Origin of the sequence: Sphingomonas plantiphila (assembly GCF_046000505.1) — a bacterium.
GTDB classification, from domain to species: Bacteria; Pseudomonadota; Alphaproteobacteria; order Sphingomonadales; family Sphingomonadaceae; genus Sphingomonas; species Sphingomonas plantiphila.
Genome location: NZ_JBELQC010000001.1, coordinates 1220535 through 1243187 on the forward strand (window position 1 = coordinate 1220535; position 22653 = coordinate 1243187).

14 protein-coding genes are annotated in these 22653 nt (G+C 65.6%); 8 read left to right on the forward strand and 6 right to left on the reverse strand.

Annotation, left to right across the window (positions count from 1 at the left end):
• A complete protein-coding gene (locus ABS767_RS05885) occupies positions 1 to 720 on the forward strand; it encodes an SIMPL domain-containing protein (RefSeq protein WP_408077423.1) in 720 nt (239 codons plus the stop codon).
• Between the two features lie 196 nt (positions 721 to 916).
• Here ABS767_RS05885 and sciP read toward each other — a convergent pair whose 3' ends face one another.
• Positions 917 to 1216 carry a CtrA inhibitor SciP gene (gene sciP / locus ABS767_RS05890; RefSeq protein ID WP_408077424.1) on the reverse strand — a complete coding sequence of 100 codons (300 nt, stop codon included), beginning with the start codon at positions 1214 to 1216 and terminating at the stop codon, positions 917 to 919.
• A gap of 99 nt (positions 1217 to 1315) precedes the next feature.
• A complete protein-coding gene (locus ABS767_RS05895) occupies positions 1316 to 1540 on the reverse strand; it encodes a hypothetical protein (RefSeq protein WP_408077425.1) in 225 nt (74 codons plus the stop codon).
• 115 nt (positions 1541 to 1655) lie between these two features.
• On the opposite strand from ABS767_RS05895, the gene mnmA reads away from it, so the two are divergent.
• Positions 1656 to 2765 carry a tRNA 2-thiouridine(34) synthase MnmA gene (mnmA, locus tag ABS767_RS05900; protein ID WP_408077426.1) on the forward strand — a complete coding sequence of 370 codons (1110 nt, stop codon included), beginning with the start codon at positions 1656 to 1658 and terminating at the stop codon, positions 2763 to 2765.
• Here the strand turns inward: mnmA and ABS767_RS05905 are convergent.
• Positions 2762 to 3469, reverse strand: coding sequence for an arylesterase (locus ABS767_RS05905; RefSeq protein WP_408077427.1), 708 nt, complete (start codon positions 3467 to 3469; stop codon positions 2762 to 2764). The two genes, mnmA and ABS767_RS05905, sit on opposite strands and share 4 nt — an antisense overlap.
• A gap of 17 nt (positions 3470 to 3486) precedes the next feature.
• Between ABS767_RS05905 and ABS767_RS05910 the strand changes: the two genes are divergently transcribed.
• Together ABS767_RS05910 and ABS767_RS05915 are read left to right on the forward strand one after the other, a co-directional pair.
• Positions 3487 to 4185: an ABC transporter ATP-binding protein gene (locus tag ABS767_RS05910; RefSeq protein ID WP_408077428.1), complete on the forward strand. Its 699-nt coding sequence runs from the start codon at positions 3487 to 3489 to the stop codon at positions 4183 to 4185.
• Positions 4182 to 6710 (forward strand): ABC transporter permease, encoded by a 2529-nt coding sequence (locus ABS767_RS05915; protein ID WP_408077429.1) that lies wholly within the window; start codon positions 4182 to 4184, stop codon positions 6708 to 6710. The genes ABS767_RS05910 and ABS767_RS05915 overlap by 4 nt, the downstream gene beginning before the upstream one ends.
• 286 nt (positions 6711 to 6996) lie before the next feature.
• On the opposite strand, the gene ABS767_RS05920 is transcribed toward ABS767_RS05915, so the two are convergent.
• From ABS767_RS05920 to pdxH, 3 genes are read right to left on the reverse strand one after another with little or no spacing between them, the layout of a single operon-like run.
• Positions 6997 to 7794, reverse strand: coding sequence for a PhzF family phenazine biosynthesis protein (locus ABS767_RS05920; protein WP_408077430.1), 798 nt, complete (start codon positions 7792 to 7794; stop codon positions 6997 to 6999).
• On the reverse strand, positions 7794 to 8714 hold the full coding sequence (locus ABS767_RS05925) for a cation diffusion facilitator family transporter (protein ID WP_408077431.1): 921 nt from the start codon (positions 8712 to 8714) through the stop codon (positions 7794 to 7796). The genes ABS767_RS05920 and ABS767_RS05925 overlap by 1 nt, the downstream gene beginning before the upstream one ends.
• Positions 8711 to 9289: a pyridoxamine 5'-phosphate oxidase gene (gene pdxH, locus ABS767_RS05930; protein ID WP_408077432.1), complete on the reverse strand. Its 579-nt coding sequence runs from the start codon at positions 9287 to 9289 to the stop codon at positions 8711 to 8713. The genes ABS767_RS05925 and pdxH overlap by 4 nt, the downstream gene beginning before the upstream one ends.
• 808 nt (positions 9290 to 10097) lie before the next feature.
• Here pdxH and ABS767_RS05935 point away from each other — a divergent pair.
• From ABS767_RS05935 to ABS767_RS05950, 4 genes are all read left to right on the forward strand, one after another.
• Positions 10098 to 15854, forward strand: a complete 5757-nt coding sequence (locus ABS767_RS05935) for a DUF4011 domain-containing protein (protein ID WP_408077433.1) — start codon at positions 10098 to 10100, stop codon at positions 15852 to 15854.
• 32 nt (positions 15855 to 15886) lie between these two features.
• Positions 15887 to 18889, forward strand: a complete 3003-nt coding sequence (locus ABS767_RS05940; protein WP_408077434.1) for a BPTD_3080 family restriction endonuclease — start codon at positions 15887 to 15889, stop codon at positions 18887 to 18889.
• 163 nt (positions 18890 to 19052) lie between these two features.
• Positions 19053 to 19871 carry an NYN domain-containing protein gene (locus ABS767_RS05945; RefSeq protein WP_408077435.1) on the forward strand — a complete coding sequence of 273 codons (819 nt, stop codon included), beginning with the start codon at positions 19053 to 19055 and terminating at the stop codon, positions 19869 to 19871.
• Positions 19871 to 22651, forward strand: coding sequence for a site-specific DNA-methyltransferase (locus tag ABS767_RS05950; RefSeq protein WP_408077436.1), 2781 nt, complete (start codon positions 19871 to 19873; stop codon positions 22649 to 22651). The genes ABS767_RS05945 and ABS767_RS05950 overlap by 1 nt, the downstream gene beginning before the upstream one ends.
• The last annotated feature ends 2 nt before the right edge of the window (positions 22652 to 22653 follow it).

A 22653-nucleotide genomic window follows, 5' to 3' on the forward strand; every position in this document is an offset into this window, starting at 1 on the left:
ATGTTTCGATTGATGACCGCCATGAGCCTCGCCGCGATGCTGCCGATGACGGCCGCAGCGCAGGTGGCGACGCCCGGCTCTGCCCCCGCGACGGCCGCAGGGACGCTGCTCGACGTGGTGGCCGAGGGGCAGGTCAACCGCGTTCCCGACATCGCGACGATCCGTGCGGGCGTGGTCACCCAGGGCGGCACCGCCGCGGAGGCGCTGGCCGCCAATGCGCGCGAGATGGCGTCGGTGCTCGCCGCGCTGAAGGCCGCGGGTATCGCCGCGCGCGATATCCAGACCGCCACCATCTCGCTCAACCCGCAATATCGCTACGGCGACAACCAGCCGCCGGTGATCACCGGCTATCAGGCGTCGAACAGCGTTTCGGTGAAATTCCGCGACATCGCGCGCAGCGGGGCGATCCTCGACGCGCTGGTGAAGCAGGGGGCGAATCAGATCGACGGACCGAACCTGTCGATCGAGGCGATCGATGCCGCGACCGATGCGGCGCGCGTCGACGCGATCAAGCGCGCCCGCGCGCGCGCCGAGCTCTATGCCGGCGCGCTCGGCATGCGCGTCGTGCGGATCGTGTCGGTGAGCGAGGCGATGGACGGCGGGGCACCCGGTCCGGTGCCGCAGATGATGGTACGCGCCGAGGCCAAGGATGCGACGCAGCTGGTGCCCGGCGAGCAGCAGGTCGGCGCCAGCGTGCGGGTGCGGTTCCTGTTGAACTAGCCGCGGGGAAAAGAAGATGGGGCCGCCCTGCGTGGGGCGGCCCCTGTCCTCTCCGAGACGATCCTCTCCGAACTCTCGCCGCGCATCTACCGGATCGCGGCGCATCCAGCCAGACCGTACATTCGAAACCCCGGACATGGTTCCGCCCGCGTTTTCAGGCGCGGGCGGATGGGAGAGATCGGTCTGATCGGGTCGATCAGTATTTCTGCTGGCGCTCGTAAAGCGACTTGTAATGCTGGATGCGGGTGACGCGCAGGCCCGGCATGCCCGACCGGTCGATCGCGCGCTGCCATCCGGCGAATTCCTCCACCGTCAGACCATAGCGATCGCACACTTCGTCGATCGTCAGCAGACCGCCATTGACCGCGGCGACCACCTCGGCCTTGCGGCGCACGACCCAGCGGGTCGTTTCGGGCGGCGGCAGCGAATCGATGGTCAGCGGCTCGCCAAGCGGGCCGATCACCTTTGCCGGTCGGATCTTCTGGTTCTCAATCATTACCACCTCGATCAGGGCGGGGGGCCCCCGTCTTCTTGTTCGCTCGACCGTAATCGCCCCGGCTTGAGCATCGGCTAAGCGGCACGGTAAACAACGTGTTCATCGGCCTTTCCACCGGGTTAGCGCGCCTTCCATCGCCAGGTTGAACGCGCCATGCGCAGGTGCGAGCAGCGTGCCGACCGGCGCGGCATGGTCGAGCCGTGCCTGCAGCCGTGCCGTCGGCCCGGCGGACTGGCGCACCGCCGCGCCCGCCAGCAGCACTGCCAGCGGCACGGGGATCGCGGTGACCGCCACGTCCCGGTCGAATCGGAAGCTCAGATCCATCTACGCATACAGTCTTCGGTCGACTCCATCCGATCCTGTGTAGCGACGAAGGTTGAAGGCCCGGTAAATGCGCGAATTTTGCATCGCGACGCATGCGCCCCTATGTGCGCGGACGATGTTTTCGGGAGATTTCCAGCTGAACGGGCCGCTGTCGCAGCGGCGGATCGTCGTCGCCATGTCGGGCGGGGTCGACAGTTCGGTCGTGGCCGCGCTCGCCGCGCGCACCGGTGCCGAGACGATCGGCGTGACGCTTCAGCTCTACGACCATGGCGAGGCGGTGGGCCGCGCCGGGAGCTGTTGCGCGGGGCGCGACATCCGCGACGCGCGCGCGGTGTGCGATCGCCTGGGCATCGCGCATTATGTGTTCGATCACGAAAGCAGCTTTCGCGGACAGGTGATCGACGATTTCGCCGACAGCTATCTTGCCGGGCGCACCCCCATACCGTGCGTCAAATGCAATATGGGGCCGAAGTTCACCGACCTGTTCGCGCTCGCCCGCGATCTGGGTGCCGACTGCCTTGCCACCGGCCATTATGTGCAGCGGGTGGAGGGGCCGGATGGGCCCGAACTGCACAAGGGCGCCGATCCGGCGCGCGACCAGAGCTATTTCCTGTTCGCGACCACCACGGCGCAGCTCGATTTCCTGCGCTTTCCGCTCGGCGGCCTGCCCAAGGCGCGGGTGCGCGAGATCGCGGCCGAGATCGGCCTGGGCGTGGCGGGCAAGCCCGACAGCCAGGACATCTGTTTCGTGCCCGACGGCGACTATGCATCGCTGGTCAAGAAGCTGCGGCCGGAGGCGGAGACGGCGGGCGACATCGTCGACGAGCGCGGCGCGAAGCTGGGCGAGCATCGCGGGCTGATCCACTTCACCGTCGGCCAGCGGCGCGGGCTCGAGATCGGCGGCAGCCCCGAGCCGCTCTATGTCATCCGGCTCGATCCCGCGACGAAGCAGGTCGTGGTCGGTCCCAAGTCCGCGCTGGCGGTGCGCGCGGCGCGGATCGAGGGGCTGAACTGGATCGGCGGGGGGCATGCCGGGCCGGTGACCGCGAAGGTGCGCTCGATGGCGCGGCCCGCGCCCGCGCGGCTGGAGGGCGACACGGTGGTGTTCGACGCGCCCGAATATGGCGTCGCGCCGGGGCAGGCGGCGGTGCTCTATGCCGGCGAGCGCGTGCTGGGCGGCGGCTGGATCGCCGAGACCGAACGCGCGGAACTGGCTCCCGCCTAAGGCTCCAGCGCTTCCGCGACGAGCGGCGTCACCTTCTCGACGATCGCGTTGATCCCCTTGGGGTTGGGATGCACGCGGTCGGGGAGCATCAGCGCGCGATCGGTGACGACGCCGTCGAGGAAGAAGGGGTAGAGCGCGGCATCGTAGCGCTTCGCGAGGTCGCCATAGATGGCGTTGAACGCCTCGGCATAGTCGCGGCCCATGTTCGGCGCGGCGATCATCCCGGTGAGCAGGATCGGGATGCCGCGCCGCTGCAGCTCCGCGCAGATCGCGGTGAGGTTGGCGCGCGTCTCGGCCGGGTCGATCCCGCGCAGCATGTCGTTGCCGCCGAGATTGACCATCACCAGGTCGGGCTTGCGATCGAGCCCGTCGAGCGTGAAGGCGAGCCGCCGCAGCCCGGCCGCGGTGGTGTCGCCCGAGACGCCGGCGTTGCGGACGCTCGCCGCCACGCCGCGCGCGGCCAGCGCCTGTTCCAGGCGGGCGGGGAAGCTCTGCTGCGGCAGCACGCCATAGCCGGCGTAGAGGCTGTCGCCGAACGCGACGACCAGCTTGCGATCGGCGATCTCCGCCGCGTTCTCGGCGGGCTGGGACGGCGTCGCGGTGGGCGCGGTCGTTTCGTTTCCGGCCTTTTTCGCGTCGGAACAGGCGGCCAGCCCTTGGAGGAGCAGCGCCGCGCCCGCATATGCGATGAACCTGTTGGTCAAGGAACCCGTCTCCACCCATGTCGATCGAACCAGCGGCGGATATCGCAATCCGCGCACGCAATGTCACCCTGACGCTCGGCACGCGCGAGGCCCCGACCGAGATTCTCAAGGGAATCGACGTCGATATCGCGCGCGGGAGCAGCGTCGCGATCCTGGGGCCATCGGGGTCGGGCAAGTCGTCGCTGATGGCGATACTGTCGGGGCTGGAGCGCGCGAGCGGGGGGACGGTGAGCGTCGCGGGGGTGGCCTATGACAGCCTCGACGAGGATGGGCTGGCGCTGGCGCGGCGCGGGCGGGTCGGGATCGTGCTGCAGGCGTTTCACCTGCTGCCGACGATGACCGCGCTCGAAAATGTCGCGGTGCCGCTCGAGCTCGCCGGCGCCCCGGACGCCTTTGCGCGCGCGCAGGCGGAGCTGGAGGCGGTGGGCCTTGGCCATCGGCTGACGCATTATCCGGTGCAATTGTCGGGCGGGGAGCAACAGCGCGTCGCCATCGCCCGCGCGGTTGCCGGGCGACCCGATATCCTGTTCGCCGACGAGCCCACCGGCAATCTCGACGGCACCACCAGCGGCGCGATCGTCGAGCTGTTGTTCGATCGCCAGCGCGCGGCGGGCGCGACCCTGCTCATCATCACCCATGATCCCGCGCTGGCGCAGCGCTGCGACCGCGTGCTGACGATGCGCGACGGGCTGATCGTGTCGGACGACGCGGCTTGAGCGCGGGCGCTGCGCTAGGCTGGCGAGCGAGCTGGAGCATCGCGCGCCGCGACCTCAATGCCGGGTTTCGCGGGCTGCGGCTGCTGCTCGTCTGCCTGTTCCTCGGCGTTGCGACGCTCGCGACGATCGGCAGCCTGACCGCGTCGATCACCTCGGAAATCTCCGCGCGCGGCCAGGTGCTGCTCGGCGGCGATGTCGAGGTGGCGATGACGCAGCGCCAGGCCTCGCCAACGGAACGTGCGGCGATCGGCGCCCTCGGAACGGTCAGCGATACGATCCGCACCCGCGCGATGGCGCGCCGCACGACGCCGGTTGCCGGCGCCCCCGAGGCGGTGCTGACCGAGCTCAAGGGCGTCGACGCGACCTACCCGCTCTACGGCAGCCTGACGCTCGCACGCGGCGCCTATCGCCCGCTGGGGCCGCAGGACGCGATCATCGGCCGTGCGCTGTCCGAGCGGCTGCTGCTCCAGCCCGGCGACACGCTGCGCTATGGCGAGGCGAACTTCCGGGTCGCCGCGATCATCGCCGACGAGCCCGATCGGGTGGGGGAGGGCTTCACCCTCGGCCCGGTCGCGATCGTCTCACGCGCGGGTTTCGCGCGCACCGGGCTGATCCAGCCGGGCGCGCTGTACGAGACCAAATACCGCATCCGCCTCAACCCCGGCATCGCTCCGCAGGCGGCGGTCGACGGGCTCAAGGCGAAGTTCCCCAATGCCGGCTGGGAATATAAGGACCGCGACCGTGCGGCCCCCGGCGCGGTGCGCTTCTTCGAGCGGATGGGCCAGTTCCTCTCGCTGATCGGGCTCGCCGCGCTGGTGATCGCCGGGATCGGCGTCAGCAACGGCGTCGCCTCCTATCTCGGGCAAAAGCGCGGCGGCATCGCCACGCTCAAGATCCTCGGCGCCACCGCGCAGGATATCGCGCGCATCTACCTGCTGCAGATCGCCGCGGCGACCGTGATGGCGGTGGGCGTGGGGCTGGTCGCGGGCGCGATCCTGCCGGTCGCGTTCGTCGCGCTGGCGGGCGACCTGCTCCCGGTCGCGCCGGGCCTGGGCATCTATCCGCTGCCGCTGGCGACCAGCGCCGCCTATGGCGTGCTGATCGCCTTCGCCTTCGCGCTCCCGCCGCTCGCGCGGGCACGCACCCATCCCGCCGCGGCCCAGCTGCGCAGCGGGGTCGAGGACGGGCGCGGGGTCGATCGCCGGACCGGCGTGCAGGTCGCGATCGCCGGCGCGCTGGTCGTCGGGCTGGCGCTCGTCACCGCGCGCGAACCGATCTTCGCCGCCGCGGTGCTCGGCGCGGTCGCCGTGGTCCTGCTCGTTCTGCTCGGCATCGGCGCGCTGGTCCGGCGGATCGCCGCGCGCCTGCCGCGCCCGCGCCGCCCGCTGCTGCGGCTCGCGCTCGCCAACCTGCACCGCCCCGGCGCGCAGACCGTCGCGCTGGTCATCGCGCTCGGCCTTGCGCTCACATTGTTCGTCACGCTCGCGGCGATCCAGACCAGCCTGAATGCCGAGATCGACCGCGCGGTGCCGCAGCGTGCGCCGAACCAGTTCGTGCTCGATATCCCGTCCGACGCGCGCGACCGCTTCGTCGCGACGGTGAAGCGCGAAGCGCCCGAGGCGAAGCTCAACATCGTCCCCTCGCTGCGCGGCACGATCACCGCGTTCGGCGGCCAGCGCGTCGCCGATCTCGCGGAACTTCCCGAGGGTGCCTGGTTCCTGCGCGGCGAGCGCGGTGTCACCTATTCCGACGTTCTGCCGCAAGGCAGCGATCTGGTCGCGGGCCAGTGGTGGCCGCGCGACTATGCCGGTCCCCCGCTGGTCTCGCTCGACCGCGAGGCGGCGGCGATCCTCAAGGTCGGCGTCGGCGACACGCTCACCGTCAGCATCCTCGGCCGCGAGATCGAGGCGAAGATCGCCTCGCTGCGCCAGGTCAACTGGGACACGATGGGGTTCAACTATGTCCTGGTCTTCTCGCCCAGCACGCTCGCCGCCGCGCCGCACAGCCTGACCGCGACGATCGAGATGGAGGATGCCAACGAGGGCAAGGTGTCGCGCGCGCTGCTCGGCGCCTTCCCCTCGGCGTCGATCATCGCGATCAGCGAGGTGGTGGGGCAGGTGCGCACGATCCTCGACCAGATGGCGACCGCGATCCTGATTTCGGCATCGGTCGCGATCCTTGCCGGCATCGCAGTGCTGGTCGGCGCGATCGCGGCGTCGCGCCAGGCGCGCACCTATGACAGCGTGATCCTCAAGACGCTGGGTGCCACACGCTGGCAGATCCTCGGCGCGCAGGCGCTGGAATATGCGCTGCTCGCCGCGACGCTGGCGCTGCTCGCGCTGGGCCTTGGCGGGCTCGCGGGCTGGTATGTCATCACCGGCGTGTTCGAGTTCGGCTGGGCGCCCGACTGGGGAATCGTGCTCGCGACGCTGGGGGCGGGGACGCTGCTAACGCTCGGCATCGGCCTGCTCGGATCGCTGCCGTTGCTCTCGGTCCGCGCGGCACAGGCGCTGCGGCGGTTGTAGGTAACGTTGCGGTACGCTGTTCGACCGAAAGACCGTTCAAAAACCAACGTTTTCCCGGAACAACCCGATCACGGCAGCCAGAACCGATCCACCAAGCACGAAAGCGACAGCTCCGGGAACCCAAATTGGGCCATCCGTCAACGCTTGCAGTCCCACTACAATCGGCAAGACGACGAGTCCGCACACGAAATAATCTCGCCCACGCTTCGTGTTGCGTCCCTTGGAATAAGGATCACCTGCCGCTTTTTGCTTTTTTCGCCGACTGCGAGTCATTTGCGCTCTGATATCACACCGTGAACGTCCCCTCGATCACGGTGACGCAGCGGCCGCGCAGCACCACCTGATCGCCCGCCGCCTCGCACTCGACATGCCCGCCGCGCGCGCTCGCCTGGAATGCGGTGAAGCGCGTACGGCCCAGCCGTGCCGCCCAATAGGGGGTGAGCACGCAATGCGCCGACCCGGTCACCGGATCCTCGTCGATCCCCGCCGCCGGGGCGAACACGCGGCTGACGACATCGGTCTCCTCCCCCGGCGCGGTGACGATGTTGAGCGTGCCGCCGAGCGCCGCCAGTGCACCGAAATCGGGTGTCAGCGCGCGCACCGCCGCCTCGCTCTCGAGCGCGATCAGGTCATAGCCATCGGGGTGGCGCAGCGTCTCGCCTTCGTTTTCGCCCAGCCCCAAGGCCGCGCGCAGCCCCGGAATATCGGCGGGCGCGGGCAAATAGGCGGGCAGCGCCATCGCATAGCCCGCACCGTCGCGCGCGACCGACAGGATGCCGGCGCGGCGCGTGCGGAAGCGTACTTCGCGCAACGCGGCATCGCGCGTCAGCAGGAGATGCCCGCTCGCCAGCGTCGCATGGCCGCACAGCGCGACTTCGACCGCGGGGGTGAACCAGCGCAGCTCATAGTCCGCCGCGCCGCTCGCGTCGGGCACGAGGAAGGCGGTTTCGGACAGGTTGTTCTCCGTGGCGATCGCCTGCAGCACCGCATCGTCGAGCCACGCGTCGAGCGGCATCACCGCGGCCGGATTGCCGGTGAAGGGGCGGTCGGCAAAGGCATCGATCTGGGCAAAAGGCAGCTGCATCATGGTTCCTTGATTTGCCCGAGCTCGTCCGTCTCGCGCAGCGGATCGTCGGGGCGGTCGACCTGTCCGACCGGGTCGACATGGATGAGGATTTCGGTCCCCGGAAATTCGGCGGCAAGGCGGTGTTCGAGCGCCTCGACCACGTCATGCGCCTGCGCGACGCTCATCGTTCCGGGGATGTGGACATGGAATTGCGCGAAGTCGTGCGATCCGCTGGTGCGCGTGCGCAGATCGTGCAGGCTGTCGAACCCCGGCATCTGCGCCGCCACCGCGACGAATGCGCGGCGCTTTTCCTCGGGCCATTCGCGGTCCATCAGCTGCGCCATCGCGTCGCTCGCGGCGTGCCAGGCGCCCCATAGCAGCCACAGCGCGATGCCGATGCCGAACACCGGATCGGCCCCGCGCAGCCCGACGATCGATTCGAGCACCAGCGCGGCGATCACCCCGCTGTTGAGCAGCAGATCCGACTGGTAATGGAGCCGGTCGGTGCGGATCGCGATCGATCCGCTCGCGGCGATGGCGCGCGACTGATAGGCGGTGAGCGCGAGCGTGACGCCGATCGCGATGAGCGAGACGATGATGCCCGCTTCGGGCGCGGCGGCCAGTTCGCCGCTGGCGAAGCGCTCGACCGCGCGCACCGCGATGAAGGTGGCCGAGACCGAGATGAGCATGACCTGGAACAGCGCCGCCAGCGCCTCCGCCTTGCCATGGCCGAAGCGGTGATTGGCGTCCGCCGGCTGCGCGGCGATGCGCACGCCCGCGAGGGTGACCAGCGACGCGACGAGATCGAGCAGGCTGTCGGCGAGGCTGGCGAGCATCGCCACCGATCCGGTCGTCCACGCGGCATAGCCCTTGAGCGCGCCGAGCAGCATCGCCGCGGCGACGCTGGCGATCGCGGCGCGGGTCGGCGTCGCGCTCACGGGTACAGCAGCCCCTCGTCCCAGCCCGTGCCGGTGCGGGTGAAGACGCGCCGTTCGTGCAGCCGGTGTTCGCGGTCCATCCAGAATTCGATGCGCTCGGGCGTCACGCGATAGCCGCCCCAATGCGGCGGGCGCGGCACGTCGCCGCCTTCGAACCGCGCGCGCACGTCTTCGTAGCGCGCTTCGAAGGTCGCGCGGTCGGGCAGCGGGCGCGACTGGTCGCTCGCCCAGGCGCCGAGCTGCGAATCGCGGCTGCGCGAGGCGAAATAGGCGTCGGACTCGGCCGCGGAGACGGGGGTCACCGGCCCCTCGATCCGGATCTGGCGGCGCAGCGATTTCCAGTGGAACAGCAATGCGGCCCGCGGCGTCACCGCCAGCTCCCCCGCCTTGCGGCTCTCGCCATTGGTGTAGAAGACGAATCCGTCGGGCCCATGGCCCTTGAGCAGCACCATCCGCACCGAAGGCTGGCCATCGGGCGCGACCGTGGCCAGCGCCATCGCATTGGAATCGTTGAGCTCGCTCGCGCGGGCTTCGGTGTACCAGAGGTCGAACAGAGCGAAGGGATCGTCGGGCATGGCGGGTGCCATAGCTGCTGATCGGTGCGAGGGGGAGGGGGGTGGTGCCAGAAGAGAACCGGTGTTGGTCATTTAATGGGCTGAATTTTATAGTATTTTTATGGGTCCCAGCTCACGCAGCCCCAGATTCAGCCCCAAGCATTTGATTTCGTGCGCTCTAAGGGCGTCGTTCATACCGCCCATAGGACTTCACCGAGAGCTCGATTCAAAGCTCGTTGGTGAGAGAGCGACGCGCGAGCTGAGTGGCGGTCGGATACCCCGGCAGCTCCTCGTCACGAAGCATGCGCGCTTCCGCTCTGCACGCCCGAGTGTCTGATCTCGCCTATGGAACTTCAAGTAATAATTTGTGCCCGGCAGTATTCGAAGCGTCCGATTATCAGTCGGTATGTAACTTCCGTTTGAGCGAAAAGGTGCTGCCGAATCGTATCGCGAAAATCGCGGCGCAGCAGTGCGCCACAGCCGCACCAATTCTTGCTAGTCCGATCATGCCCGGACAGCGCGCGCTTCGTGCGAGCGGGCGTGCCTCCATAACTGCTTGGGATCGCGCAAACTGCTTGCTTCGCAAAGGGTTTTGCCTTCCAAGTCCAGTTGATGGCGCGCAGCGATGTGAGACAATCACCGGAGGAGGGGGCGATGAACATCGAGGCTTTCTGGTGCCCATCGACACATGGGAGCGGCCGCGGGCGGAACCAGGACGTCGAATAACCACGGTTGGGCCACGTGTGGCCCGCTGAACTGCGACGCGCAATGCGCACGCGATCGCTAAAATACCGCTTCAAACGATACGCCATTCAAAGGGTCAGATTCGGTGAAACGCCCGTTGTTCAACAAGTCACTCGAAGATCTCACGGATATGGTCACCCGCAATTTCGGCGATGCGGCCGAACTTGATCTGGTGCGTCGTGAACTGGCCCATCGCAACACCGACGGCGCGCGGCGCCTGATGGACGGTATCGCGCAGCGGATTGCGGCGCTCAAGCAAGCGGAGCCGACGCCGACCCAGCCCAAGATTGCAGACACTGCACCAACCACGCCGCACCATCCGCAGATGCGGCAATGGACCGAGCAGGCGGTCGCCAAGCTGCGTGCCAGATTGATCGATCTGTCGCGCCGGTCGCCGCTGATCGCGTTCAAGCATACGTCGCGCAGTGCCAGCCAGTTGCGGTTCGTCGACGAAAGGCCGGATCTGCTTTTTGCGCAGCTGAGCGCAGGCAGCGTCGGGTTTGAGCCCCTTCCCGGTGAGGAGCAGACGCCTGCGGACGAACGAACGCCGACGTTCGGGCTGGCCTATGAACGGGCCCGACTGACCGATGCAGAGTTTCTGGCGGCGACCGAACAGCTTGGCGATGCCGAGGGCGATGTGCGGGCGTGGCAGGACGCGGAGCGCGGCCTGCGTGCCCGGGTCCGCCAACAGCTGGGACTGCCGAAACTGGACTTTGGAAAGGGCCTCGACGTTGTCGCCCTGGCCCGCGCGCATGGCTTCGATCCTTCCTACGACCTGAGGATGAGCGACGAGGGCGATGTTGCCGCGCATCAGGAAGACGACCGGATCCGCGTGCTGCTGACCCGAAAGGAACTCGACCGACGTCTGAAGTCGATCGATGACCGGGCGACCAGCCACTTGCGTGAAACCGGTCATCATACCCTGCATCTCGCCTTCGGCTTCGTCCAATGGTTTGAGGACGAGGAATCCGATGTCGCCTCACACGCGCCACTGCTGCTCCTGCCGGTCAAGCTGGCCAAGGACGACGGCAGGGCAAAGCGGGACTATCGGCTTAGCCACTGGGAGGGCGGACTCGAGGTGAACGTCGCGCTGATCGAAAAGGCGCGCGAGCATTGGAACCTTCAGCTCCCCGCGCTGCGTGAGAATGAAACGCCCGAATCCTATTTTATTCGCGTGAAGGCGGTGCTTGAGCAGGGGCGGCGACTCACGCTGCGACCCTTCATCACGCTCTCGGTTCTGCCGCCGATGATACTGTGGCGCGATCTCGATCCGGAAAAATGGGACGACGGGGCTTTTGCCACCCACCGCCTCCTGCCCGGACTTCTCGGGGCGGCAGAGATCGCCGGTGTCGAGGGTGACGACACCATCATCGATATCGACGATCCGGCCCACGCGGCGCGCGTTCCGGCGCTCATCACTGACGCCGACGCGTCGCAGCACAAGGCGATCATGGACATGGCCGCCGGTCGCGACATGGCGATCGAGGGGCCGCCCGGAACCGGTAAATCCCAGACCATCACCAATATGATCGCTACCGCACTGTCCCAAGGCAAGCGCGTGCTGTTCGTCGCTGAAAAACAGGCCGCGCTGCGCGTCGTCTCTGACAGGCTCAGGGCTGCCGGTTTCGGTCCGCTTCTCCTTGAGTTGCACGGCGATAAGGCAAGCCGCGCCGACGTGTATGCAGGTGTGCGCGAGCGCATAGGTGCAGCGTCGCGGCTCGACGTTCGCGCGCTGGAAGACAAGCGGACCGAGCTTCGTCGACACCGTGATGTGCTTCGGCGCTACCTCTCGCTTGTCCGCACATCGTTAGGAAAAACGGGTCTTACGGCACATGCCTTGGCCTGGCGAGAAATCCGCCTGCGCAAACAGTTCAACCGTGATCAGGTCAGGGCGGTTGAGACACGCTGGAACTCCACCGGTGTGGCCGAACTCGAACCCGCTACGCTCCAGGAAAATCGCGAAATCCTCGCGCAGTTCGGCAAGGCGCTTCTCGCGACGCAAACCGGCAATGCCGGCGCGGCTACGCGCTGGACGCTAGCAGGCAGGCTCGATCCGTTCGACCAGAGCAGCGCGCTTGCCGCAGCAGCAGCGACGGGCGAGGCTGCTGGCGCCGTTGCCGGGGTTGCTGGCCGGCTCGCCGAGATTGGGGTCGTCCTGCCCCCGCCCGACGATGCTGAGATATCCGAGGTGAGCGCGCAGCTATCCGCGCTCACTTTGTTCACCTGTGCGGACGAACTGATTGTTGGGGCGGCGCTTCACCACGGTGAGGCGTGCGGGGAAATCCTGGCGGCGCAGGATGCGTGGCAGAAGCAGCGGTCGGCAATCGCGAACAACCTAGAGCAACCGGAAACCGTTTCCGTGGCGACTGCGCAAGCTCTGGCCGACGCGCTGCGGGTCGATCGCTGCCCGGAAACCCCCGGTGACGCGCGAGCAGCGTTTGCGCAGTATGAGCGGCTTGGTGCGTCGCTGGCTGGCGCCGTGCGCGACCTGGATCGTCTGGCAGTTAAGCTTTCAGCCGCCATGGGCACCTCTTCGGGCAAGGCACAGATGGTCGCCCTCACTCTGGCGCAGCTTGGCCAGGCCAGTCCCGCGATCAGCGCGCTGCTGTCGGGCAGCCTTATTGATCCTGCGTCAGATAGCGTGATCGCCGCCGGCGCAGGCGAGGCCGCGGCGCTGCTCGCAGAGCGCGAAGTGGTGGTGGCCGCGATGCAGGGTGATGCGCTCACCACTGATCCGGTCGAACTCGACGCACTTGCCGACGTCATCGAATCCACCGGAGCGTTGGCGCGACTGTTCGGCGGGAGCTATAAAGCCGCGTGGCGGCGCGCCGGTCGGCTGTGCAGGGACACGTCGGACCGTGCGCGAGTGGCAGACGATTTGCGGCGAGCTGCCAGCCACCTTCGGGCGCGACGGCAATTCAACAATGAATGCAAGGCACGAGCCCTGTTCCCTACTTTGCTCTGGGACGGACTTGATAGCGATTTCCGCTCGCTTACCGCGGCGCGGGAGCTCGTCATGGCAGCGGCGGCCCAGCTTGCGACGCTGGACGAGACGGGGGCGCTGCAAAGCTGGTTGGCCGCGGATGCAACGGAGCGAAAGACGCTTTCCGCCGGTTGCGATCGACTTGCCGGCTTGCTTGCCGAAATGGCCGATGCTGGTTTTTCCGATGTAGCGCTTTGCGATCTGGCTAACCGCTGTTCGGACGCGGCATCGAACATGCGGAACATTGTCGACGCCAGCAGCGCGATGGGAATGGGGGATGCGGTCCATTATCGCCGCGAGGTGGGCGGGACGATCGCCGACGCTGTGCTGAACCTTCATGAGGAAAAGGAGCGCTTCAACGCGCTGCGCGAACAGCCGATGTTCCGCCGGGTGGGGGATGTGACATTCCCGCTGGATAATCTGCGAATTAGCTTGGCCGAGCTTGACGCGCTACGTGCTGTCGGCGGTCCTGTGGACATGGCAGCGTTGGTCAAAGCGACCGCTACGCCCGTCGCCTTGCTTGGGGCAGTGTGTGCTTGCGCGGCTGACCTGCACCGGGCGGTCGCGCGCTGGGATGCGGCGTCGGACCAGCTATGGGACGAATCCGAGCTCGATACGGCAGACCTCTGCGATGAGTTGGATTGGCCGGCTGCCGCAGCGCTGCTCAACGCGCTAGGGACCGACCGCGACGGCATCGGTCTGGCCGCAGACCTCCTCAAATACCGGGCTGCCGTCACCGCGCGCAACCTTGCGCCATTTGCGGAGGCGGCCGCTTCAAACGACGTGCCTGCCCAACAGATCGACGATCTCTACGAACTAACCGCGATTGCCGCGCTCCTGCGCGCGTATCTCGGGGGCGATGGGCAAGAGCTGGGGCGCCTCGGTAGTCTCTCGCTCGACGCCGCACGACAGGCGTTCAAAAAGGTCGATAAGGAGCTTCACAAGCTCGAGGCTGCGGAAATCGTTGCCCGGCGCCTTGTCGACCAGCCGCCGATCGGCGTGGGCTATGGCAGAAAGGCAGACTTTACCGAGCTGCGCCTGCTGGAAAGTGAGGTTGGGCTCACTCGCCCCAGAACGCCGCTCCGCGATGTGGTGCATCGGGCCGGCCAGGCGCTCCAGGTGCTCAAGCCCGTATGGATGATGTCACCCACGTCCATCGCGCAGTTTATCCGCCCCGGTTCACTCGACTTCGACCTCCTAATCATCGACGAAGCCTCGCAGATGCGACCGGAATTTTCGGTGAGTTGCATCATGCGCGCTGACCAGTTCGTTGTCGTGGGTGACGCCAATCAGCTGCCTCCCAGTGACCATTTCCAAGTCGCCAATAACGATGATGGCGATGACGATGGCGACGGGGTGGGTGTCGACGAGGGGACCGAATCCATCCTCGATCTGGCGAACCAGCGGTTCCGAACGAAGCCGCGTCTCAAGTGGCACTATCGCTCCCAGCATGAAAGCCTCATCCAGTTCTCGAACCGCGAATTCTATCATCGCGATCTGGTCGTGTTCCCCAGTCCGATGGCGAACGATGACGCCCTGCTCGGGGTCAAGTGTTTTTATACCCCGGCTTATTACCCCGACACCGTCTATCAATCGTCAATCAACCAGCGTGAAGCGGAGTTGGTGATCGAACAGGCTTTCGGGCTAATGCAGACTCATCCCGAACGGTCGATCGGGATCGTCGCGATGAATGCCAAACAGACCGAGCTGCTTCAAAACGAGTTCGACCGGCTGGTCGTGGAAGAGGAGCGGGTGCGCAAATATGTCGAGGTTTTTGCTGGCACGATCGACGAGTTCTTCATCAAAAATCTCGAGAACGTCCAGGGCGACGAGCGCGACATCATCCTGATCTCGACCGTCTATGGTCCCGACAAGAACGGTGCCGTGCGGCAAAATTTCGGCCTGATGAACCGCGAGGTGGGCTGGCGACGGCTGAACGTGCTGGTGACCCGCGCCAAAATGTCCTGCCGCCTGATCACGTCGCTGCGCCCCGATGACGTCAAAGTGACCGAGAAGTCGTCCAAGGGCGTCATCGCATTCAAGAACTATCTCACCTATGCCCATGGCGGCGCACAGTATGAAGATGCGTCTGGCGGCGAGACGGACAGCGATTTCGAACTGTTCGTCGCCGATGCGTTACGCGGGGCCGGCTATGACGTTGTGTATCAGGTCGGGGTTGAGAAGTTCCGCATCGATCTCGGTGTGCGGCACGCCAATTGCCCGGTCGGCTTCATCGCAGGCATTGAATGCGACGGCGCACCTTATCATTCGGGTTTGAGCGTCCGCGACCGGGACCATATTCGCCAGACAATCCTCGAAAACCTGGGCTGGAACATCTATCGCGTGTGGTCGACCGACTGGTTCTCCGACCCTGCGCGCGAGACAGCGAAGCTGTTGGCGTGGTTGGACCAGCTCCGCGAACGTATTATGCGGGAGCTCGGTTCGAAGGTGCAGCCTGAACAGATCGTCGCACCACGGCAGCGTGACGCAACTGCGGCCATCTTGAACGCGGGCGAGCCGTCCGCAGTCGCTGCGTCAGCGACCGTCCCTGCGCCCGAAGTGTCAGTCGACGGTGACGCGGTCGGCCCGCGTGAACCGAGGGGGCGGGCACTGCGACCGATCGGCGATCTTCAGCCGCATGAAGCGATCAGGGGCAAGCTGTATGAGATTTGGCGGGGCGAAACATTTTTGGGTGAGGTCGAAGTGGTGCGCCGTGCGACGGAAGCACCTCGGCTTTTCGGTGACCGCGCAATCGCAGCCCAATCCGAGTATGAGGGGCGAGTTGAAGCAACGGGCGACGCCTTCCGGTCCTTTGACCTCTACGCCGCGATGCGCGAGGTGGCATCGCGCGCGGAATAAGCCGCCAGTCATTAGGGTGATGGAGCAACACATTGGCCGAGGCATTCTTCCAGTCCCCGATCCTCAACTCGCCCTATGACGCGCCGACGCGGCACTGGGCGCTGGATAGCAGCGGGCAGCCCACTGGCACCGTCATGGCTGGACGGCGGCGCAGTGATCTGACCACGCCGATCCCGAAGCCGAAGAAGAAAACCGGCAGGGCTGCGGCTATGGAGGATCTCTATGCGGACGCGGCAGGCGACGTGTATGATCCGACCGAGACGATCAACGGAATCCGCTCTGCGGTCGAGAGCTGGCGCGCTCTGCCCGAAAGCCAGTGGCAGGTCACGCCGACCACCGCGCGGCTGCTCCGACACTGGCGCACGCACAAGTTCGCGAACCAACGACCGTTCTTCTGCCAGGTCGAGGCTGTAGAGACGGTGATCTGGCTGACCGAGGTGGCGCCGCGATCTTCCGCGCAAGGCCGGCGCTTCTGGGCGCATCTTGAGGCCGCGAACGCCGCCGCCAACCCCGATCTGCTGCGCCTTGCGCTCAAGCTGGCGACGGGTGCGGGCAAGACCACCGTCATGGCGATGCTGATCGCGTGGCAGACGCTGAACGCGGTGCGCCACCCCGGCACCAAGAGGTTCAGCCGCGGCTTCCTGATCGTTGCGCCGGGCATCACGATCAAGGACCGTCTGCGCGTGCTCCAGCCGAGTGATCCCGAGAGCTATTACAAGAGCCGCGAGATCGTGCCGGAGGACATGGTCGGTGACCTAGGCCGCGCCAAGATCGTCATCACCAACTATCACGCCTTCAAGAAGAAGGACGAGATTCCGCTCAACAAGGTTCAGCAGGCCGCGCTCGCCACCAAGCCGCGCCCGGAAAGCGATGGCGCGATGATCCGCCGTGTTGCCGGCGAATTGATGGGCATGAAGAACATCGTCGTGCTTAACGACGAGGCGCATCACTGCTACCGCGAGCGCCCGCCGCTTCCGGGCGAGGAGCTCAAGGGCGACGACTTGGCCGCCGCCAAGGAGGCGAATGAGGCTGCGCGGCTTTGGATCAGCGGCCTGGAAGCGGTGAAGCGCGAGCTCGGCGTCAGCATGGTCTATGACCTTTCGGCCACGCCCTTTTTCCTGCGCGGATCGGGGTATCGCGAGGGATCACTGTTCGGCTGGGTGATGAGCGATTTCAGCCTGATGGACGCGATCGAATGCGGCATCGTCAAGCTGCCGCGCGTGCCGATCATGGACAATCTGCCCGGCGGCGACACGCCGATGTTCCGCAATTTGTGGGACTATGTCGGCAAGCAGCTGCCCAAAAAGGGGCGGGCTAGCGCCAAGGGCCTTGATCCGCAGAAGCTGCCCAACGAGCTGCTGACCGCGATCGATGCGCTGTATGGCCATTATGAAAAGACGCGACAGCTGTGGGTCGAGGCGAATATCGGCGTCGATCCAGTGTTCATCGTGGTGTGCAACAACACCGCCACGTCAAAGCTAGTCCACGACTATATCGCGGGCTACGAGATCGAGGACGAGGGCGGCACGATCACGCCGATGAAGGGCAAGTGCGAGCTGTTCCGCAATTTCGACCCCGACGGCGTCGCACTGCCTAAGATGCGCACACTGCTGATCGACAGCATGCAGCTGGAAAGCGGGGAGGCGATCAGCGCCGAGTTCCGCGAGGCCGCCGCTCCCGAAATCGCCCGGTTCAAGGACGAGCTGATCCAGCGCACCGGCGATCGCGCCGCGGCCGAGAAGGTCGACGATGCGACGATCCTGCGTGAGGTGATGAACACCGTCGGGCGCAAGGGCGCGCTGGGCGAGCATATCCGCTGCGTCGTCTCGGTCTCGATGCTGACCGAGGGGTGGGACGCTAACACCGTCACCCATGTGCTTGGCGTGCGCGCATTCGGCACCCAGCTGTTGTGCGAACAGGTGATCGGCCGCGCGCTGCGTCGGCAAAGCTATCAGCTTCAGGCCGACGGGCATTTCGCGGTCGAATATGCCGATGTTCTCGGCATCCCGTTCGACTTCACCGCGCAGCCAGTGCACGCGCCGATCAATCCGCCGCCCAAGACGGTGCGCGTTCACGCGATCAGCCCCGACCGCGACACATCGGAAATCCGCTTTCCGCGCGTCGAGGGCTATCGCACCGAATTGGGGCAGGAGCGGCTCACTGCGGAGTTCACACCTGACAGCACGCTGGAGCTGACACCGGAGATCGTCGGCGCGACGACCACGGTCAATGCTGGCATCATCGGCGAGGAAGCGAACCTGACGCTCGATCACCTCACCGACATGCGTATGGCGTCGATCCAGCTCCGCCTGGCGGAATGGATCGTGCGGCGGCGGATGACCGAGGATGGCGAGCGGCCCAACACCGGCCTGATCCTTCAGATGAAGCCGATCGTGCGCCGCTGGATGGCCGAGCATCTGGTGGTCAAGGGCGGGGCACAGCCGGCGCAGTTGCTCTATTACCATGTCGCCGACTGGGTTGCGGACCGGATCATGGCGGCAGTGACGCGGGCGCAGGGCGACAGCGGCCGCGTGATCGCGATGCTCGACCCCTATAATCGCGAGGGCAGCACGCGCCATGTCGGCTTCAACACCAGCAAGGACGTCTATGAGACGGACGCGCGCTGTCATGTCAGCCACGCCGTGCTGGACAGCGGGTGGGAGGGCGAGATGTGCCGCGTGCTCGATCGCCATCCGCGCGTGCTGGCCTGGGTCAAGAACCACAATCTGGGGTTCGAGGTGCCGTATAGCTGCGGCGGCGAGGTTCGGCGCTATCGCCCGGATTTCATCGTCCGCGTCGATGACGGACGCGGTGCCGACGATCCGCTGAACCTGGTGATCGAGACCAAGGGCTATCGCGGCGAGGACGCCAAGGACAAGGCGGCAACGATGCAGACCTATTGGGTGCCGGGCGTCAACGCGCTGGGCACAATGGGCCGCTGGGCGTTCGCCGAGTTCACCGATGTGTGGACGATCGAGAGCGAGTTTGCCGGCAAGGCGACGGCCTGGCTGCACGGGGTGGGGGCATCGGCATGACCGGAATATTTTCAGTTATAACTGACATTGTTCATTGTATGTTTGGATATTCCGAACTAAATAGACTTCACATCCGCCCCTTGGGAGTAGGTTCGCTCGACTATCCTGAGCGCTACCAAAACCCTGGGGCTTTTTTGTTTCTGGCTCTCCGCGAGGCGCGGATATGAGCCGGGAAATTGCCATATTGATCGATGGCGGGTTCCTAACGAAGCGGCTTCCGCGATTGGTCAGCGAACAGCATCATGCCACACCTGAAAGGGTGGTGGGGTCAATTCGCTTCATGTGCCATCGGCATGTGGAGCGTTTGACCGGCGACAGCAGTCCGAACTGGCACCGCCATGTCTATCGGATTTTCTACTATGACGCGGTTCCATTTGAGGGGCAGGCGCATCACCCATTGACCAACCAGCAGATCGACTTCGGCAAAAGCGACCGCGCTATCTTTCAACGCGAGCTGTTCGACCTGCTACGCAAGCAGCGCAATGTCGCTTTGCGGCTCGGCAAGGTGAACAGGCTGGGCGGATGGGTAGTAACCGGCAATCGCATGCAAAAGCTGTTTCGCACCAAGGCCGCTTTGGCGGGGATCGACCTGAACGCCACGCTCGCCGACGGATCGATCAACCTCACGCCTGAGCAGGTGGATACGCTTCGCGATCTGCAAACGCGCTGGTCCGCAATCGACAATCACCATGTTGCACTCGATCTGCGACAAAAGGGCGTCGATATGCGCATCGGCGCTGACATAGCATCCATCACGCTCAAGCGGCTGGCAAAGACCATTGTGCTTATCGCTGGCGACAGTGACTTCGTGCCGGCCGCAAAGCTCGCTCGACGGGAAGGGCTGCAATTCATCCTCGACCCTCTGTGGCAGCAGGTCAATGACGACCTTTATGAGCACATCGACGGTCTTCAATCCGGGCTGCCCAAGCCCATCGGAACCGCGCCCGCCGCACAAGAAGCACATCTTCAGGAAAACAGCTAATGGCCAAAAAGCCCCTTACCGTCGACACGCTCACCCATGATGAGGCGTCGCGGCGGAATGCGCCGACGGCGGAGCTGGAGGCGTTTGTGCCGCCGGATGTGAAGGCGCCGATCCGTGCCGCCTATGAACGGCGCAACCCCGATCTGGACCCGCAACTGGTGTGGCGGGGCAAGGATGTCGCCGACTGGTCCGACCTGATCGTCGAGGCGCCGCCGCTGTATATTCAGGAGAAGATCCACCCCAAGGCGCTGGTCGAGGATCTGAAGCGCGCCACCACGCGCAAGGCGGAACCGGACAGCGCGCCCGATCTGTTCGCCGATTTCAACGGGATCGAACCGGATCAGCGCACCGAATTCTATGCCCATGACCAGCACTGGTCGAACCGGATGATCCTGGGCGATGGTCTCAAGGTCATGGCCTCCCTCGCCGAGCGCGAGGGGCTGAAGGGGCAGGTGCAGTGCATCTATATCGACCCGCCCTATGGCATCAAATTCAACAGCAATTTCCAGTGGAGCACCACCAGCCGCGACGTGAAGGACGGCAAGGCCGATCATTTCAGCCGCGAGCCCGAACAGGTGAAGGCGTTCCGCGACACCTGGGCCGACGGCATCCACAGTTACCTCACCTATCTCCGCGACCGGCTGACCGTCGCGCGCGACCTGTTGACCGAGAGCGGCAGCGTGTTCGTGCAGATCGGCGATGAGAATGTGCATCGCGTTCGGGCACTGATGGATGAAGTGTTTGGGGACGAGAATTTTGTCAGCCAGATAACGGCTATTAAAACGGCGGGCGCGACATCTGACACGCTCTCGGGGGTAACCGACTTCATTTTGTGGTTTTGCAAAAGCAAGAGCAGCGTGAAGTATCGTGCGATACTTCGAGACAAGGTGAACGCTGGCGCCGCGTCCGATTATCGATATTTTGTTGACGAAGCGGGTTCGGTGTCGTCGGGTAAGACGGATGCGGATCGTTTAGGAACTCCCGCAGCACTAACTGCAACAACGTCTCAGCGACCGCCGGGTAGTGATCCAATAACGGTTTTTGGAAGGACCTTCCGACCAGGGTCGGCTCAATATTGGAAGACCAGCGTAGCTAGCCTTCACAGGCTTGCAAAATCGTCGCGGCTTTACGCTCGTGAAAACTCGCTGCGATATATCAGACGCTTGGACGACTACCCGGTTGTCGAAATGACGAATGTTTGGGATGACATTCGTTGGGGCTTCGATGCTAGTCAAAAGAGGTATGTTGTCGAAACACATCCGGGTTTCGCTGCCCGCTGCATCCTGATGACCACCGACCCCGGCGACCTCGTCCTCGATCCCACCTGCGGATCGGGCACAACCGCCTATGTCGCCGAGCAATGGGGTCGCCGCTGGATCACGATCGACACCAGCCGGGTAGCGCTGGCGCTCGCCCGCGCGCGGATTATGGGCGCGCGCTATCCCTGGTATCTGCTCGCCGACAGCCGCGAGGGGCAGATGAAGGAGGGCGAGGTGATGCGCACCGTCCCCGCCGACACGCCCACCTATGGCCGCCTGCGCCAGGGCTTTGTCTACAAGCGCGTGCCGCACATCACGCTCAAATCCATCGCCAACAATGCCAAGATCGACACGATCTGGGAAAGCTATCAGGCCAAGCTGGAGCCGCTGCGGGAGGCGCTGAACGCCGCGCTGGGGACGGCGTGGGAGGAATGGGAGATCCCGCGCGAGGCGAAGGGCGACTGGCCCGAATCCGCGCGGACCGCGCATGGTCAATGGTGGGAGGCGCGCATTGCCCGCCAGCGCGAGATCGACGCATCGATCGCGGCCAAGGCGGACACCGAATATCTCTATGACCAGCCCTATGAGGACAAGGGCCGCGTCCGCGTCGCCGGGCCGTTCACGGTCGAAAGCCTGTCGCCGCACCGCGTCCCCGCGGTCGACGCCGACGACAGCCTGTTCGACGAGCTGGAGGCGGCCGAGGGGCGCCGCCAGCCGGGGCCGGTCAGTGAAACCGCCGACTTCGCGCAGATGGTGCTCGACAACCTCAAACGCTCGGGCGTGCAGCAGGCGCACAAGGCCGACAAGCTGGTCTTTTCCAGCATCTCCCCCTGGCCGGGCAAATTCGTCTGTGCCGCCGGCGTGGTAAGGCAGGCGAGCGAGGGCGAAGGCGACACGCTGGCCGACAGCCCGGAACGGCGCGCGGCAATCCTGGTCGGCCCGGAATATGGCACCGTCGCCCGCGCCGACCTGACCGCCGCCGCGCGTGAGGCGATGGAGGCGGGCTTCGACCTGCTGATCGCCGCCGCGTTCAACTTCGACGCGCATGCCAGCGAGTTCACCAATATGGGCGCGCTGACCGTGCTACAGGCGCGGATCAACCCCGACCTGCACATGCCGGATCTGGCCAACACCGGCGCGGGCAACCTGTTCACCGTGTTCGGCGAGCCCGACATCGCGGTGCATGACGAGGATGACGGGTGCATCTCGATCGAGGTCGCCGGGGTCGACATGTATAAGGGCGGCCAGATCGAAAGCGGTGACGCCGACGACATCGCCGTGTGGTTCGTCGATACCGACTACAACTACGAAAGCTTCTTCGTCCGCCACGCCTACTTCCCCGGCGCGAACGACCCCTACAAAGCGCTGAAGACGACGCTGAAGGCGGAGATCGACGCCGAGGCGTGGGAGTCGCTGAAACGCACCCGGTCGCGCCCGTTCCCGAAGCCCGCCGGTGGCAAGGTGGCGGTGAAGGTGATCAATCACTTGGGGGATGAGGTGATGAAGGTGGTGGGGGTTTAGGG